15 protein-coding genes are annotated in these 17,184 nt (G+C 49.5%); 4 read left to right on the top strand and 11 right to left on the bottom strand.

All coding sequences use genetic code 11. The features are described from left to right. Positions 1-13 precede the first annotated feature (13 nt). A complete protein-coding gene (gene hisD / locus P304_RS0103465) occupies positions 14-1,303 on the bottom strand; it encodes a histidinol dehydrogenase (RefSeq protein WP_027389407.1) in 1,290 nt (429 codons plus the stop codon). Positions 1,304-1,443: 140 nt separating this feature from the next. Between hisD and pdxA the strand changes: the two genes are divergently transcribed. The 4 genes from pdxA to rsmA are packed head-to-tail and all read left to right on the top strand — an operon-like array spanning position 1,444 to position 5,561. After that, positions 1,444-2,409, top strand: a complete 966-nt coding sequence (pdxA, locus tag P304_RS0103460) for a 4-hydroxythreonine-4-phosphate dehydrogenase PdxA (protein ID WP_027389406.1) — start codon at positions 1,444-1,446, stop codon at positions 2,407-2,409. Beyond that, positions 2,399-3,289, top strand: coding sequence for an HDOD domain-containing protein (locus P304_RS0103455; RefSeq protein WP_027389405.1), 891 nt, complete (start codon positions 2,399-2,401; stop codon positions 3,287-3,289). Before pdxA ends, P304_RS0103455 begins: the two co-directional genes overlap by 11 nt. Positions 3,290-3,292: 3 nt before the next feature. Further along, positions 3,293-4,711 (top strand): STAS domain-containing protein, encoded by a 1,419-nt coding sequence (locus tag P304_RS0103450; RefSeq protein ID WP_027389404.1) that lies wholly within the window; start codon positions 3,293-3,295, stop codon positions 4,709-4,711. A 10-nt stretch (positions 4,712-4,721) separates the two neighbouring features. Then, positions 4,722-5,561 (top strand): 16S rRNA (adenine(1518)-N(6)/adenine(1519)-N(6))-dimethyltransferase RsmA, encoded by an 840-nt coding sequence (rsmA, locus tag P304_RS13805; protein WP_051321367.1) that lies wholly within the window; start codon positions 4,722-4,724, stop codon positions 5,559-5,561. On the opposite strand, the gene P304_RS0103440 is transcribed toward rsmA, so the two are convergent. The 10 genes from P304_RS0103440 to P304_RS13800 all read right to left on the bottom strand — a co-directional run bounded on the left by P304_RS0103440 (position 5,536) and on the right by P304_RS13800 (position 16,803). After that, positions 5,536-6,534: a TAXI family TRAP transporter solute-binding subunit gene (locus P304_RS0103440; protein ID WP_027389403.1), complete on the bottom strand. Its 999-nt coding sequence runs from the start codon at positions 6,532-6,534 to the stop codon at positions 5,536-5,538. The genes rsmA and P304_RS0103440 overlap by 26 nt on opposite strands. 122 nt (positions 6,535-6,656) lie before the next feature. Further along, positions 6,657-7,574, bottom strand: a complete 918-nt coding sequence (locus tag P304_RS0103435) for a glutaminase (RefSeq protein ID WP_027389402.1) — start codon at positions 7,572-7,574, stop codon at positions 6,657-6,659. 14 nt (positions 7,575-7,588) lie between these two features. Next, positions 7,589-8,680 (bottom strand): tRNA 2-thiouridine(34) synthase MnmA, encoded by a 1,092-nt coding sequence (gene mnmA / locus P304_RS0103430; protein WP_152514475.1) that lies wholly within the window; start codon positions 8,678-8,680, stop codon positions 7,589-7,591. A 91-nt stretch (positions 8,681-8,771) separates the two neighbouring features. Beyond that, positions 8,772-9,584 carry a DNA translocase FtsK 4TM domain-containing protein gene (locus P304_RS0103425; protein WP_027389400.1) on the bottom strand — a complete coding sequence of 271 codons (813 nt, stop codon included), beginning with the start codon at positions 9,582-9,584 and terminating at the stop codon, positions 8,772-8,774. Between the two features lie 6 nt (positions 9,585-9,590). Continuing rightward, positions 9,591-10,406 (bottom strand): undecaprenyl-diphosphate phosphatase, encoded by an 816-nt coding sequence (locus tag P304_RS0103420; RefSeq protein WP_027389399.1) that lies wholly within the window; start codon positions 10,404-10,406, stop codon positions 9,591-9,593. A 4-nt stretch (positions 10,407-10,410) separates the two neighbouring features. Further along, positions 10,411-12,108, bottom strand: a complete 1,698-nt coding sequence (locus P304_RS0103415) for a ribonuclease J (RefSeq protein WP_051321365.1) — start codon at positions 12,106-12,108, stop codon at positions 10,411-10,413. Positions 12,109-12,297: 189 nt separating this feature from the next. Next, positions 12,298-12,921, bottom strand: coding sequence for a 3'-5' exonuclease (locus P304_RS0103410; protein ID WP_027389397.1), 624 nt, complete (start codon positions 12,919-12,921; stop codon positions 12,298-12,300). Continuing rightward, positions 12,921-14,759, bottom strand: coding sequence for a putative nucleotidyltransferase substrate binding domain-containing protein (locus P304_RS0103405; RefSeq protein WP_027389396.1), 1,839 nt, complete (start codon positions 14,757-14,759; stop codon positions 12,921-12,923). The genes P304_RS0103410 and P304_RS0103405 overlap by 1 nt, the downstream gene beginning before the upstream one ends. 26 nt (positions 14,760-14,785) lie before the next feature. Then, on the bottom strand, positions 14,786-16,447 hold the full coding sequence (gene actP / locus P304_RS0103400) for a cation/acetate symporter ActP (protein ID WP_027389395.1): 1,662 nt from the start codon (positions 16,445-16,447) through the stop codon (positions 14,786-14,788). Then, positions 16,444-16,803: a DUF485 domain-containing protein gene (locus P304_RS13800; protein WP_051321364.1), complete on the bottom strand. Its 360-nt coding sequence runs from the start codon at positions 16,801-16,803 to the stop codon at positions 16,444-16,446. The genes actP and P304_RS13800 overlap by 4 nt, the downstream gene beginning before the upstream one ends. Between the last annotated feature and the right edge of the window lie 381 nt (positions 16,804-17,184).

Genomic DNA, 17,184 nt, shown 5'->3' with positions numbered 1-17,184 from the left:
GAGTGCTGTTTTGTCATACAATGCGCGCGCTAACGCTCAGTCCGTGGGCATCAAGCCCTTCCATAGCGGTGAGTGTGGCAACATCTTTGGCGACGGCGGCCAAGCCTTCTGGCGTATAGGCAATAATCGATGAGCGTTTGACAAAATCATCAAGCCCCAGCGGACCGAAGAAGCGCGCCGTGCCGCCCGTAGGGAGTACGTGATTTGGGCCGGCAATGTAGTCGCCAACGGCTTCAGGGGTGAAGTGCCCCATAAAGATCGCGCCGGCATTTTTTATGCGGTGCAGGATGGAAAAAGGATCATTGATGGCGAGTTCTAAGTGCTCAGGGGCGATTTGATTGGAAAGTTCGCAGGCGGTGTTGATGTCTGGCACGGTAATAATGGCACCATAGTCATCAATACTTTTGCGGGCAATTTCCGCGCGTGGGAGCCGTTGGAGTTCGTCTTCCACCGCCGCTGCGACGGCGGTCGCGAGCGCGTGAGATGGCGTCACAAGGATCGACGAGGCCATCTCGTCGTGTTCGGCTTGCGAGAGTAAATCAATCGCCAAGTGACGCGGATTAGCACTTTCATCGGCAATAATGAGGATTTCGCTCGGGCCGGCGATCATATCGATATCAACCGTGCCGAATACCATCCGCTTGGCGGTGGCGACATAAATGTTGCCTGGTCCGACGATTTTATCGACACGAGAGATGGTTGGGGTGCCGTACGCGAGTGCGGCGACCGCTTGGGCGCCGCCAATGCGGTACACTTCGTCGACACCGGCAATCTTCGCAGCCGCCAGCACAGCGGGATTCCAAATCCCCTGTGGCGTTGGTACGACCATGGCGACGCGCGGAACACCGGCAACTTTCGCAGGCAGAGCGTTCATCAGGACGCTACTCGGGTAAGCGGCTTTCCCGCCAGGGACGTAGATTCCTACGGCTTCGAGTGGTAAGAAACGCTGGCCGGTCAGATTGCCGTGCGCATCTTGATCAAACCATGTTTGGCGTACTTGACGGGCGTGAAAGGCACGAATGTTAGCGGCGGCATTTTCTAATGCCAGACGTTCTGGTTCGGGCAGCGCATGGTAAGCAGCGTCAATCTGTGCTTGTGGAATGCGAAGACCGACCGTCGCAAGGTCAATATGGTCAAACATGTGTGTATAGCGTTGTAGAGCCTCGTCGCCATTTGTTTTGACATCCTGAAGGATAGCGCGAACACGATCTTCTACGGCATGATCCAATTCGGCACCGCGCTGTAAAATACGATTAAGGTGCGTTGGAAATTCGGCAGCATCGCTCGAAAACATGGCAATCATATGTGTATACTCCCGTATGTGTCTCAATTCGTCACAGAGTAGCAGAGCGGCTAGCGAAAATCAGCTGAAAAATCGGTTGTTTCCAATACTTTTCTCGCTATAATCACGGCAGTTTTTCATTCGTAACGAGCGAGTTTTTCATGCACCACACGCTTCCCACTATCGCGTTCACGCTGGGCGATGTTAATGGCATTGGGCCAGAAATTTTCCTGAAAGCCTATCCGTCTATTTGTCAACATTGTCAACCTATCGTTATTGGCGATCGCGCGGCCTTGGAATTCTACGCGGCACGCCTCAACCTTCCCATGGTTACCTGCTCTATCATCGAACCTTCGTCGCCCGTAACGCCACAACCGGGGACTCTCTGTGCTCAGGCGGGTAAAGCGAGTGCCGAATTTGTGATTACTGCCATTGAGCAAGCGATGGCGCATACTATTGATGCCATCGTAACCTTGCCGCTGAACAAGGAAGCACTCCATCTTGGTGGCTATCACTATGCCGGACATACCGAGATGTTGGGCGAGTATACTGGATCGCCAACGCAGAGTATGATGTTAGTGGGTGGCGATGTTCGTGTTGTGCTTGCGACGACTCATATCGCTCTTGCGGACGTCGCTGCGGCGATTACCCCGACCACGGTAGAGCGCGCTCTGGTGAATGCCTATGCTGGGATGGCGGAAATTGGTATCAGGAATCCGCGCATCGCCGTCTGCGCGTTGAATCCGCATGGGAGTGATGGCGGAATTTTCGGCAACGAAGAGCAGCACATTATTGCGCCAACAGTGCTGGCTTTTGATGCGGCTCATGGAACAAACACCATTGGCCCGCTCCCTGCGGATTCACTTTTTGCTCATCTTGCCGCAGAAAAATGCTACGATGCGGTCGTGTGTATGTATCACGATCAGGGGTTGATTCCGGTAAAAATGGCGGCTTTCGGTATGGGGGTCAATATTACACTTGGGCTTCCGATTATTCGCACCAGCGTTGATCACGGCACCGCGTATCCCATTGCCGGAAAAGGGATCGCGCGCTATGAAAGTCTGCTGCAAGCAACAGAATATGCTATTCGTATCATACGGTATCGCAGGAGCGTTTATGTTAGATAAGGTTCTCGACAAACGAATTATCTCCCGTCTCGATAAGTTTGAACCACTTCCTGACGTCCTGCGCCGACTGCGCGACGAAATCGCGCGACCGAATACCGATCATGCCCAAGTAGCCGCTATTGTTCGTGAAGATCCAGTTATTTATGGCCGTATTATGAAGCTTTCCAATAGCTCATCTGTGGGTGCGAAGCAGCAGATTCGTTCTATCGAACAAGCGATATCGCTTGTTGGGCTAGATTTCGTCGAAAAGCTGGTTTTTTCCCTTTTTGCGGCACAAACGCTCTCCGGCGCGTACGCAAATTTTCAGGGGGAAGCGAAAGGGCTGGTAAAGCAGTCTATTGCAACGGCGGTTATTGCTGAAAAACTGGCACGTTTGTTGAAAATTCAGCTCGCAAACGAAGCCTACAGCGCCGGGCTCATGCACGATATGGGGAAGATTGTCCTGAATGGTTTTATGAAGCCGAAACAATCAGAATTAAAACAGATGATTTGCGAGGATGGACTCCATTTTTCTGAAGCGGAGCGCACCCTGTTTGGCATTACCCATGCGGAACTTGGCAGCGAAATTTGTCGCAAATGGGAATTTTCAGACGCGACACAGTGCGCAGTGCGTTATCACCACGATCCTTTGACCTTGCTCGGTGTACCAGACGTTGCACTCGCTACCAAGCAACTGGTTGCGGTGATTCACATTGCAGATGCGATGGTGAACTCATTGTTGATACGGACGCTCGCCGATATTGAACGTCAGGCGTATCCTATGCACTATGAGGTGATGGAATTCCTCGCAATGGACGAAAAAACCACGGAACAGTTTTTTGAAATGTGCCGCACCACGGTTGAACCAATGCTTGCCGAGTTCTTAGGGATGATGGAGTAGCGGATGCGGAAAAAAACTCATGGCGATATTACGATTCTCTATCCGACCGGTTTTTTAGATAAATACAATGCCCGCGAAATCTTTAATTTCGATCTTTTTGATTCCATTACTACAGCAAAACTTTTGATTAATTTTCAGGAAGTAGCGTATCTGAACTTCAATGTGATTACCCATATTGATGCGACGATGCGCGGCTATGCGGAGCGCTTTTCCCACGTATGCTTATGCGCGCTGCGCGGACCGTTTATGAAGGGAATTATGGGGCATGAATTTGTCAGCGCGATCAGCGTATATCCTTCGGAAAATGAATCGCTTATCATTATGCAGGAATCGGCGGTGGACGAGGTCAAGAATATCCTGATTACTTCCACTGACGCGTACGCTGCCAACAGTATTGCGCTTGATCTCAAGTCCAAAGGGTATCAGGTTGTCCTTCAGGATGATGTGAAAAATTCGTTGCCGAACAGCGGCGAAGCGAGCCCAAAGTATGATCTGACGATTAACGATATCTCGCTCAGCCTTGGTGAAGGTGCGGTACAGTATATTTATCGCAGTGGGGTTATTTTTCTATATATCGAAGAAGGGGTGCTTGATGTTACGGCCAAGGAAAAAATTGATTTCCAGTTTGTTGTAGAGAATATCAAAATCGGCCATAAGCATATTGCGCTTAACTTTTCAAAAGTGATTCACATCAATACGAATGGTTTTAATCACCTCAAATGGGTGTGTGAAAATGTGGAAAAGAGCGGTGGGCATTTATGCCTCGTTCAGTGTCCCGATGCCGTGCGCCGCGTGATTGAAAATATCGACCCGTTTATTCAACTGCAATTTTTTAAAACCGAAGATATGGCGATATCGTTTCGCAAAACGTACGCTCAGCAGGCGGGTGAAAAAGAAACCGAAGTGGTGTACGACCAGAACCGAAATAACATTCGCGCGTTAATGTCTTCGCCAAAGTGTACTGATTATCTTAACTCGTTTATTTATGGTACTGTCAATACGTTAAAGGCCATCACCAGCATAGATTTTGTGAAAGGAAAACCGATAGTAAGTCAAAACCGGCGCGATCTGGTGGATGCTGTCAGTGGTCGGAAATTAGTGGCGATTGGTTTTCATGGTGATATTTCGGGCATGATCCTGCTCGCTATCGCGCAAAAAACGGCGCATCATGTGACGCAGCAGTTTGTTGGCGGCACGGTTCCGGCAACTGAGTTTGACGATGCCCTTATGGAAGTGTTGAACATTGTCGCGGGGAAGATCAAAAAACATGCCTACGAATCCCCAAGCCGCATTCGCTTTCGCATTACCTTGCCGCATATTCTTACGGAAGAGGTCTTTCGCGATTCGTATAATATCTCAATGTCTATTCGGCTTCCGTTTACATCGACATCAATGGGGAATATGGATATATGCGTATTTTAATGGATAAACGATGAAAAGCGCCCGTCAATTGCTCCACGATGCAGGGCTTTTCGCGAAGAAGCGTTTTGGGCAGAATTTTCTGGTTGATATGTCAGTGGTGCAGCGGATTGTCGATGGGTCGCGCGTGACATGTGAAGATGCGGTATTGGAAATTGGCCCCGGCTTGGGTGTCATGACACGCCTGCTTGCCTCGCGCGTCAAAACCCTATACGCCCTTGATGCCGATCGCGATATGATTGCGGAACTGGAAGCGAGCGAATTGGCGCAAATGCCGCATGTCTCGATTCTTCACGGCGATGCGTTGCGCTATCCTTTTGACGCCTTTCCAACGCCGCTCCATGTTGTGGCGAATCTGCCGTACAATATATCGAGTCAGGTGTTAATCCGTTTTCTGGAGTGTCAGACTCAGATTGCTTCCTTTACGGTTATGTTGCAAAAAGAGATGGCCGATCGTTTGCTGGCACCTCCTGGTGGCAAAGATTACGGCCCGTTGGCGGTGTACATGGCACTGTACTGTGAGATGGCTCCCGTGATTAAGCGGATTGGACCAAAATCATTCTATCCACCACCCAAAATTGACTCGACGGTGATACGCGGGGTCATGCGCACCAACGTTACGCTACCGCCATTTGCATTTATGAGCCAATTAGTACGCCAAGGGTTTTCGCAACGACGCAAAACAATGAATAATGCGCTTAAAGGGAGTCCGTTTGTTGCCGAATGGCAACGGGGAGCCGCCGCGATTGGCGTCTCCCCGGATGTGCGTGCAGAAACCATTACTCCCCAGCAATATGCGATGCTGGCGGAGTTCTATCAACGAGAGCTTACTTTACCAAGCCAGCTTCCTTAAAGTAGCGTAATGCGCCAGGATGCAGTGGGATGGTAATGGCATCAGATGCCATTGATTCTTTTGTCAAATGTCCAAGTGCCGGATGGAGCCGCTTAAAGTTGTCAAGTCCTTCAAATACGGACTTTACAAGTGCATAAGCAACGTCGTCAGACATGCTGGCTGAACCGACGAGCAGAGCGCCTACGCCAAAGGTTTTCACATCATCGGCATTGCCACGATACATGCCGCCGGGAATGGTGGCCGTACGATAGTAAGGGCGCTCGGCAATCATTTTTTCAACCGCCGCTCCCGCTACTTCAATCACAACGCTGTCGCAGGCCGTTGTTGCTTCTTGAATTGAGCCGTTTGGATGGCCAACGAAATAAACCATCGCATCAATCTGGTTGTTACACAGCGCGATGGATTGTTCAGAGGCCTTGAGGTCAAACGTCGCACTGAATGCCGAATGATCCCATCCAAGAACACCAAGTAATACGTCCATCGAAGCCCGCTGTCCGGAGCCCGGATCACCAATACTGACACGTTTCCCTTTCAAGTCAGCAAATTTCTTTGCTTTGGCGTCCGCTCTGGCAATAACGGTAAAGGCTTCTGGGTGAATCGAAAACAGAGCGCGTAATTCCTTGTTTGGTCCCTGATCCGCAAAGCGGTCAGTGCCGTGATAGGCATGGTGCTGCCAATCAGATTGTACAACCCCTACGTCAAGTTCATTCGAACGGATGCTGTTCAGGTTGTAGATGGAACCACCGGTTGACTCTACTGTACACCGCACTCCATGCTCGGCGCGTCCTGCATTGACCAAGCGGCAGATAGCACCACCGACGGGATAGTACACCCCAGTTACGCCTCCGGTTCCAATCGTAATGAATTGCTGTTGCGCGGGTTTTTGGGCCATAACGGCGGGTGCTGTTACGAGAGACGCAGCAATGGCAACTCCGGCGATCAACGATTTCGACACGAAATTTGTCAGCTTCATAGGCTCCTCCATGTGGTTTGGTGAATACAATAGAACAACATTATTGAGGGAATAGTATGCCAGGGCGCGTGCTCCGTCAATACACAAAGCGCGTGCGTAAGCCCTAGAAGGGAAAAATGGTATCAGAAAATTGAAAGACCCGATTTTTCGGTGAGTAGTTCAAGTGCCGCTGTGCCAGCGAGCGAATTGCCGCTTTCGTTCAGGCATGGAGACCAGACGCAGACGCTAAAATGGCCGGGGAGCACGGCAATAATGCCACCACCAACACCGCTTTTGGCGGGCAATCCGACGCGGAAAGCAAAGTCGCCAACGGAGTCATACGTGCCACACGTCAGCATCAACGCATTGAGCCGTTTGGTCAGGGCTGGTGAAACAACGCATTCGCCGCTTTCAGGCAAGATGCCACTATTGCACAGGAACAGGCAGGCGCGTGCGACATCAACGCAGGTCATCGACATTGAACAATGGTGGAAGTAGGCATCAAGAACCGCATCGGGTGAGTTATTCAGGTTACCAAAACTTTTGAGGAAATTTGCCATGGCATAATTGCGAAACCCGGTGGCCTGTTCGGATCTCGCCACGGCGAGGTCAAAAACAACACTGCTGTTGTTACATAAGCCGCGGACGAAATGGAGCACTTTCAACTTGGCGTCTTGTAATCGACTGAGAATAATGTCGGTGACAACGTGCGCACCAGCGTTAATAAACGGATTGCGCGGAATGCCCCGTTCTTGTTCGAGCTGGACAAGAGAATTGAAGGCACTGCCTGAAGGTTCGCGCCCAAGTCGTTTCCAGACGTCATCACCCACCAGTTGCAAGGCGAGGGTGAGGGTGAACACTTTTGATATACTTTGGATGGAAAACGGGATGGAGGCATCACCCGCACAGTAGGTGCGACCATCAGGGGTGCACAATGCCATGCCAAAATGGTTGGCATCAACGCGCGCGAGCTCCGGTATGTAGGCGGCAACTTTGCCTTTTCCAATGTGCGGTGAGACTTCACGGGCAACATCGTCGATAATTGGTTGCCAGCTGATCATGCCGTGCCCATGTCTTACGCGCGCGGTGCGATAGTGCCACCGCAGACAACGACTCGCGCCTCATTGTAGACCACGGCAGCTTGTCCAGGCGTGACCGCTCCAAGGGCTGGTTCGTCGGTGGTGATCCGTATATATCCTTCGCGGCTTGGGTGATGCTCGACAGTGCACGGGGAAGGGGTGGAGCGGTAGCGCAGTTTCACGCTGCCACGTAACGGAAGATCGAGTGGGTAGCCATATTGCCAGTGGAGTTCGCCAACGGTGATTTCGTTCGTCGCAAGGTGTTCAAGTGTGTCGAGATAGATGGTATTGGTTGCTGGATCGATGTATGTAACGTAGAGCGGTTCGCTGTAGCTCACACCAAGTCCTTTGCGCTGACCTACCGTATAATTCCAAATTCCTTGGTGTTCACCGAGGACTCGCCCGCTTGACGCATGCAAAAAAGATCCTGGTATGTTCACGGCACCGAGCTCTTGCAAAAGAGCACGGTAGTCATCGTTCGGGACAAAACAGATTTCTTGCGATTCGCTTTCGTCGATAACGTTGTACAGGCCGAGTGAGCGCGCTTCTGCTTTAATATTATACTTATGCGCATTGGCCAGCGGAAACAGGAGCGAACGGAGCGTTTCGCGTTCTACTGCGTAGAGAAAATAGGATTGGTCTTTGGTCGGATCGTCCGCCATTGAAACGCCAACGCGGAGATTGTCATCGGAAGTGACGATTTGGGCGTAGTGCCCTGTCGCTAAATGCGTTCCTCCGTTGGCGCGAACGGCATTAAAAAAGGCGCCAAGCTTTATGTGTCGGTTGCATTGCACGCAAGGATTCGGGGTACGGCCAGCGAGGTATTCGCGCTGAAAATAGTGAACCACGGCCTCACGAAATGGTGATTCAAGGTCGATGATATGGTGTTCGATGCCGAGAAAATCGGCGACACGACGTGCATTGTTGAGCATAGTTTGTTTCTTGTGCTGGTCGGGGTTCCAAAGCGACATGGTATACCCCTGAACGGTGTAGCCATAGCGTTGCAGCACTTTAACCGACATGGAACTGTCAACCCCGCCACTCAGCGCAACGCCGACATGGGGAGTGTGTGAAGAGAAGATACTCACTGACTAGGAACCAACATTCCAATTCAAGGCCAGCACTAAGGCGTACATAAGGCTGGAAAGTACAATCGCAATTTTCATGGCGCAACTCCAATTAACGTATATATGATTTTACCGTTTTTTGCGCTGGGGGGACGTTGTGCTTATCGTCCCTATCCACTGGCGAGTTAAGCTTTTTCTCGTCTCGGATAGCGTTTTGTGGCGGCGTAGATATAGCACTCTTTTCATCATTGTCCATCACTATATTTTCTATGGTCTGTAAACTTTCTTCGTAGCGCTGTTGTTGTTCAATTTTTTTAACTTTTTGACGATAAAATGGCTTTTTGAGTCGCCCCCAAACAAGACTATGCCATGAGATAGGTTCGGCTTCTGTTTTTCTCTGAAACCCGCTGGGAAAATCGATTAATACGAGAAATGCAAAAATTCCTAGCAAGAAGTGTACCACAAGAGAACCCGTGTGCCCTAAGTAGAGCGTGCCTGCCTTGGTAAGCTCTTCTGCAAGCAATCCGCCGGCATGCACTTCGGCTGGATATAAGGGGTCGGCTGGGAAAATTATTCCTGTCAAAGCGCTGATGCAGAGGAAAAAGACTATCACAGCCACAATGCGACGGCCGATTTTACGCTTGACCACGCCTGCTACAACTGTGGCGGCACCAGGAAAAACCAGACGATAGATAATAATTCCAATCGCAAACGGAATAAGCCAACTGTTAACGCCAAAGAAATGGATCAGAATATCGGCAATGTTTGCCCCAATGTAACCGCCTGCATTCTGAATTTCACGCGCTACGTAGGGGAAAAAGGCTTTGGAAAAAGTGGGATCATAGCTGTGATACGTGCCAAGACTTAACGAAATATAAATACCAAGACAACTCAGTGCAAAGATGAGGAGCAGGCGACCATTCATAGGGCATTACGACACAAGGGCGTCACTCAAAAGCACTAAAGAAGCCAACACGACACAATAGAGAGAAAACCAGTAAAACTTTCGTGCCGTAAGGAGTTTCATCACAAGAAAGATAGCGCCTAAGCCGGTAACAAAGGCGGCCAGCGTTCCTGCTCCATAGATGATCCATGTTGACGTGTCGGGAAGTTCGGCGACGTCACGCAGTTCAAGGACAAGCGCGCCTAAAATAGCCGGTATGCTGATAAGGAAGGAGAAGCGAGCTGCGGTCTGGCGGTCTATGCCAAGCAATGTTGCGGCGAAAATGGTCGAACCGGAACGCGAAATCCCTGGTGTAATGGCGCACCCTTGTGCTATCCCGATCACCAGCGCATGCCAGAGTTTCATTTTTCCGACACCGTGGTCAGCCCACGCAATACGATCTGTGGCCCACGTTAGGAGTGCCGTTATGTACAACATCGACGCCACAAAAGTAAGGTTCCCAAAAAGAGCGGCAAACGTGTCCTTAAACGTAAATCCAATGATAGCGGTAGGGATCGAGGCGACAATGATAAAGCCTACCATCCGCTTCGACTCGTCCATTTGTATTGAAAGGCTTGTCTCGAAAAGGCTTACGCAGGCGTAGAGCAGGCGGAAAATTTCTTCCCGGAAATAGACCATAATGGCGAACAGCGTCCCGACATGGAGCATGATGTCAAAAAGCAATGCGGGCTCTTGGATTTCCAAGTAGTGTTGCCCGATAACCAAATGCCCCGAAGAGCTGATCGGGAGAAATTCTGCCAGCCCCTGAAGAATGCCGAGTAAGATCGCTTCTACCATCGTCATGTCGCTATATCTCCACGATAACTGGCAAGACCATAGGCTTGCGGTCAATTCGCTTTTTGAGCGATTGCCGCAGGGTTTTGCGCACTTCTAGTTTAATTAAATTCCACTGCCCTTTCATTTCTGTTGGCGCTTCTTGGAGGAATGTCAATACATCCTTCTCCAGTTGGGTGCGGATATGAGCGGCAATTTCAAAGCCGCAGGTTATGATATGCGGGCCATCAAGAATCGCGCCATCCTGCTGTCCAATGGCAACATGAACAACGACAACGCCGTCACTGGCTAAGGAGCGTCGATCCATCAGGAGTGGCTCTTCAACATCCTCCATGCCGCGACCATCGATAAAGACACGGCCATTTTGTACTTCAGGAAGGAGCTTGGCTCCTGTTTGGTCAAATTGGAGTGGCAGACCGTTACGCAGGATAAAGACGTTGTTCTCGGCAATTCCCACCGCTTTTGCGAGTTCAGCGTGATGGTGCAGGTGACGATATTCGCCATGAATGGGAATGAAGTAGTGCGGACGAACGAGATTGATCATGGTTTTGAGTTCTTCTTGGTAGGCGTGACCAGAGGCGTGAACCATACGCATCTTATCGTAGACAACCCGTGCTCCGCGCATGAAGATTTGATTGATCAGCTTCGACACACTCCGCTCATTGCCTGGAATGGTTTTTGAAGAGAAAATAACCGTATCGCCCTGTTTAATCTTAATGTTGGCGTGGTTATCTGTCGCTATACGGGTCAATGCCGCATACGGTTCACCTTGAGAGCCGGTGGTGATAATCAGCAGCTTTTGTGGTGCCATCCCTTTCACATCGCGTATGCTGACGACATCTTCGTCGTTATACGTCAGGTAGCCTAACTCTCGCCCGAGAAGGGCGTTGTTAACGATACTGCGTCCGTCAAAGGCTACCTTACGTCCTTGCCGTTTGGCAATATTTAACAGGGTTTGTATGCGGTGGATATTTGAGGAGAATGTTGAGGTGACAACTTTCCCTTTGCATTTACTGATTTCATCGTCCAGTGCCGCTTCAACGCCGCGTTCCGTCGGGCTGCACCCAGCCGATTCCACATTCGTCGAGTCAGAAAAGAGAGCGAGCACCCCGTTGTCGCCATAACGGGCAAATGACGCGAGGTCGATCACTTGATGGTCAACGGGCGTATGGTCGATCTTGAAGTCGCCGGTGTGAATAATCACGCCACTTGGCGTCGAAATGGCTAAGGCACACGCATCGGCAATGCTGTGATTCACGCCGATAAATTCAACGTCAAATTCATTGACACTGACGCAATCTCCCGGTGCGACGCAAATTAACTCAACCGCATTTTCCAGATTACGTTCTTTCAAGCGGTGAGTAATGAATCCAATGACGAGTTTTGTGCCAAAAATTTTCAGTCCGGGAATGTGTCGGACGAGAAACGGGATGGCGCCGATGTGATCTTCGTGACCGTGGGTAATGAAGAGCCCTTGCACTTTGGTGATATTTGCGACGAGATAACTCATATCGGGAATGACAATGTCGACACCGAGCTGCGTGTCTTCCGGAAACATCAGGCCGCAATCAACAATAATCATATTGTGGCGGGTTTCATAGCAAGTGAGGTTAAGGCCAATTTCTCCCAGTCCGCCGAGCGGGGTAACCTTCACCCCTTTCACATTTTCGCTGCTCGTAATTTTACTAACTTTTTTTTTATCCTGTCTCATGATTTTGATACGTATTCCTTAACGATTTATTTGTTGTTCCATTCACTATGCACTACTGTATGCAACGAAACGCTCAACTGATTTTTCAGCAGAAACATCCAAACGTATAGCATTCCTCAACCCAGAACTAAAGGGTATTCTTCACGAAAGGGGCAAATTGCGCGGTGAAGGTAGTGTTGAATGCTACGATTACCGTCCCTTATCAAGGTAACGAACTTTCTGTAACTTGATGTACATCAGGGCGGTCATTACCGCATCGCCAACAGCATTATGCTTTGCCAGTGCAGGGAGTCCAAGATCGGTCATAATGGAGTCAAAACGAAGGTCTACATTTCCTTGGGGAATCATAGCGATTTTCTTATCATAGTATAAGCCAGAAACTTCTATTTGTTTATTCGGCAAGTTGATTCCGAGGAGAGGTTTCATAACTTTATTGATCATAGCAACATCGAATTCTAAGTAATAACCGATCAACGGGCGATTGCCGATAAAGTGCAGAAATTGTTTGACTCCTTCTTCTTGGTGGACGCCGCCATCGAGGTCACAGGTCAGGATATGGTGAATGCGGATACTTTCCGCGCTAATTTCCTGACGTGGATGAAGGAAAAGCTCCAGTTTTTCACTCATGAGCACCGTATTGTCACGGATCTTCACGGCGCCAATCGAAATTATTTCGTCGACATTCGGGTTCAGTCCAGTCGTTTCGCAATCAAAAGAGACCACTTCATTGCCTGTGTACGGCTCAAAAAGAAAAGCATATTGCTCGTCTTTCAGGCGCTTGCGATTAAAGTGGGTTTTGATTTTATCAAACATCAGCGCACCACATTGATCTTAAAGTGATGCGTGATATATTTTTTAAAACGATCAACGATTTTGAAAACATCGCGCAACAGATCACGTTCGAAGTTGCTGAGTTTCTTCGGGCAAATATAATTATCAATTACCTGTCCGCGCTCATGTTTTTCGAGGTGAGCATTGAGTCGCATATTGAGCAGAAAACTGAGTGATTCAATCAGTTCGGTAGCGACGGGCGTGTCAAGGTGTCCGGCATCATTGAGTTCTTTAATTCGCTCGATCGTGTTGGTGCTGACACAACCATGCTCTAAACTCAGGCTACGAATTCCGTGTACAATCGGAAATATGGCCCCTTTTTTAATGTCAAGCCCTTCTCCATGGTCGCCCCGTTTTTCGGTGACGAATCCCGAGAAGAGTGAAAGGGGGGTTTCAAACAGTAATGCGTTCTTCGCGAAATTGGCAAAGAACAACTGGTCGTTACGGATAACCTGATTCATGATTTCGCGCAATTGTGTGTAGAGCGAATTATCGCCAGCCACAAAGCTAGCGTCGATGAGAATGGCAAAGTTCATGGCGTTATCACCACCTGGCTCGTGTACCCAGCGGCGCAGTTCGTGTTCGTACTCCGCAAGTGGTTTACACCAGAAAGGGTTCACCACCATTACCCCGCCTGGACATTCTGGGAAACCAAATGAGATAAGCGAGTCGGTGAATTGTTTGGTGATCGCTTGTATTTCAGGGAAATGGAATCCATCACGAAGAATGAGCGCATTGTCCTGATCGGTGCGCAGGGTCTGCTCTTTGCGCCCTTCGCTTCCAAGGATAATTAACGCCGAGTTTGCGATAAGCTCTGGCGGAGCAATCAGCTCAAAGAGTTTTTTGTACACTTTGCCATTCAAGTCGCCAAGCAGCTTCGTGATATGGCGCACCTTTACCCCTTGTTGTTGTAAGGAGCGGATCAAATGAGCTACGTCGGTTGTTGCGTTGCGCAGTTCTTCGACACTTTGCGCCTTTTGGATCTGCATATTCGTCAGGTGTGCTTTGGAAGAAATGGAACTCAGGAGGTCGATTTGCTCTAAAACGCCTACGGTTTTCCCGCTACGTTGCACGATTACGCGCTTTATGGAGTGCTCTATAAGGGTGAGAAGGGCATTAAAAAGGAAATCTGATTCGTCAATCGTGATGAGCTTTTTTACGACGATATAGCCGATCGGTTCGGAATAGGGTCGGTTTTTCAGTATTACTTTGTCACGCAAGTCGGTGTTGGTAACTAAACCCTCGCCGCCATCAGGGAAGCTGACAATAAGCGAATCAGATTTCTGAGCGCTCATCACCCCTACTGCTTCACCAATCGTCATGGTGTGCGGCACAATCACCGGTTGATGTATGACGCAATCGCGTACGCGGGTTGCCATAAATGAGGCGACGTCTTTATTTAAATTGCGCTCAAGCAAGGCATTCATCTTCTGGGAAAGGCTTTGCAGGAAGTAGCTTTCAAACGCAATATCGCTTTTGATCAGCTGGAGGAATACCTCTTTTTTCAGCGCAAAGCAGAGTGACTCTTCTGCCGCGATAAATTGGCTGCGGGCACGCCCTTGTAGGAGCGAAGCGGCATCAAAGCTGTCGCGTACGGAGTAGAAGAAGGAGTGATCTTCGTCATCTATTTCCTGTACCATCCCTTTGGCGATGATAAAGTAGTATTGCGGTTCAGTGCCACGCGACATGATAACGTCCTGCGGACGAAAGTATTGAACGTCGAGGCTTTCGATGACGGTATCGAAACGTTGTTCGTTCAAGGCGTTGAACGGTTCAATTTTTGAAAAAAATGTACGGTAATCAAGCGTTTCTAGTGACATGAATCCTCCTCGTGTCAGCAAGCCTCCTAGAGGTATTTTACCCCTTCTGAACCTATTCCCGTCTGAGCCCGGACAAACTGGGCTTTGAATGCTTGATGTTCGCGCCGTGCCGCTTCACTTTTGTCCGTGATGGAAAAAAACCATATTCCTGCAAAGGCTATGGGGAGTGAAAAGAGCGCTGGATGTTCCCACGGAAAGAGCGGCTGGGAAAAGCCAAAAACCCCTTGCCACACAACGGGGCCGACAAGAATGAGTATAAGTACGCTCGCCAATCCCATGGCGCCACCGATAACCGCACCGCGTGTTGTCAAGCGTGACCAGAACATGGACATAATAAGTACTGGAAAGTTTGCACTCGCCGCAATAGCAAAAGCAATACCGACAATCAAGGCAATGTTCTGATTTTCAAATGCCAACGCCAGAAGAATCGCTACGACGCCAATACCGACGGCAGCGCGCCGACTGACTGACATCAGTTGGAAGTCTGAAACTGTCCCTTTTTTGAAGACGTTATTGTAGAGGTCATGAGAGATGGCGCTCGCTCCCGCCAGCGTTAGGGCGGAAACAACCGCCAGAATGGTGGTAAATGCAACCGCAGAGATAAAGCCTAGGAAGACATCTCCCCCGACAGCATGCGCAAGGTGCAGAGCCACCATGTTTTCACCACCAAGTAACCGCCCCATATCATCCAGGTAGTTCGTATTGCGCGAGACATGGATAATCGCGGCGAAGCCGATAGTGAATGTCAGGATATAAAAAAAGCCAATAAGGCCGGTGGCATACAGTACCGATTTGCGCGCTTGCCGGGCATCGGCTACCGTGAAGAAGCGCATGAGGATATGTGGCAGGCCTGCTGCGCCGAAAATGAGCGCAATCCCAAGTGAGAAAGCTGAGATTGGATCTTGGATGAAATTCCCTGGCGCCATAATTGCCGCCCCCGTACGGTGGTTTTGCAGAGCGCGGATGGAGAGATCTTCGTAGCTGAATCCAACGAGATACATCGAGGTGACTGCAATAAAAAGTGTGCCGAGTAACAATAAGATTGCCTTGATTATTTGTACCCACGTGGTGGCGAGCATGCCGCCGTACGAAACATAGACCATCATAATGACGCCAATGATAGCCACCGCAATAGGATACGGGATGCCAAAGAGTACTTGCACCAGCTTGCCGCCGCCAATCATTTGCGCGATGAGGTAGAAGAGCACCACCGCCAGTGAGCCAAAAGCGGCAAGTGTCCGTATTGGTTTTTGCCGCAAGCGGTACGAGGCAACATCGGCGAACGTGTATTTGCCTAGGTTGCGTAACTGCTCTGCAATCAGGAAAAGGATAATTGGCCAGCCCACAAGAAAGCCCACAGAATAGATGAATCCATCATAGCCATGGAGGTAGATCAGCCCAGTAATCCCAAGGAAAGAGGCGGCAGACATGTAGTCGCCCGCAATGGCGAGGCCATTTTGCGCTGCCGAAATCCCTCCGCCCGCAGCGTAAAAGTCCTTTGCCGTGCGCGTCCGTTTCGCAGAAAAATAAATGATTACTCCCGTGATGGCAAGAAAAAGTAAGAAAAACAATGGAGATACGATGCCCGTTCCGGTGCGGGAAATTTCATACGTAATCGTTGCCCCTGCGAGTGGAGGGAGGCAAAGCAGCGATCCGCCAAGAAGGAAAGAAAGGGTGGAGCGTATCATGGGCGACTCCCCTCATCGCCAGAGTGCGAGAGTCTCTGATAGTCGTACGTCGCTTGCTTGATGATTTGCGTTTGTGTGTCAAAGTCGCGATTGGCTGATACAACATAGATGCCAGTCAAAACAAAGGCAAAACATATTACTCCGATAGCAATTGGTATGCCGATAGGGATTACCGAGTACGTGAGATATGGGACAGGTATTGCCAAAATGTCTGGGAAGAATGCAATCCCTGTCAGGAAAAGCCCATATGCCGCAAGCATTAAAAATGTGAGGGTTACGGTCAACTTTCGACGGCGGCGAACGAGATCAAGGAACGTTGGATTGTTGAGAATCATGTCGACGGTTTTGTCATCCATAGTGCACCACCCGAAAGTTCATTAAAATGGTTCGTCATCACCGCCGCCAACGCACGTGTTGTAAGAAAAGCGCGGCAGTAATTGTACCTGTAGTATTGCTTGAATAAGCACTGATTCTGTCCGCTTTCTTGGGCTGCTGTCAACTTATTTCCTTCGTTTTGCTTTGGTTGGTTGTTCCGGTTGTGAAGACAGCGACAAAGGCGTATGAATCTATTGCGAAAAATAACACAAAAACGCCGTTCTATTAAATTTACGTCAAAGATATAACTGGTAAATCTTTCTGATGCCACAAAACCATTCCCTATGTAATTTTTATGTGAGTAAAAAAACAAGCGTTGAGCCTCTAGAAATGCAGCAACTTATCGCCTGTTAGAATTATTT

Origin of the sequence: Chrysiogenes arsenatis DSM 11915, assembly GCF_000469585.1 — a bacterium.
GTDB classification, from domain to species: domain Bacteria; phylum Chrysiogenota; class Chrysiogenetes; order Chrysiogenales; family Chrysiogenaceae; genus Chrysiogenes; species Chrysiogenes arsenatis.
The sequence above is the reverse complement of the archived record's forward strand: the minus strand, read 5'-3'. Positions and strand labels throughout refer to the sequence as shown.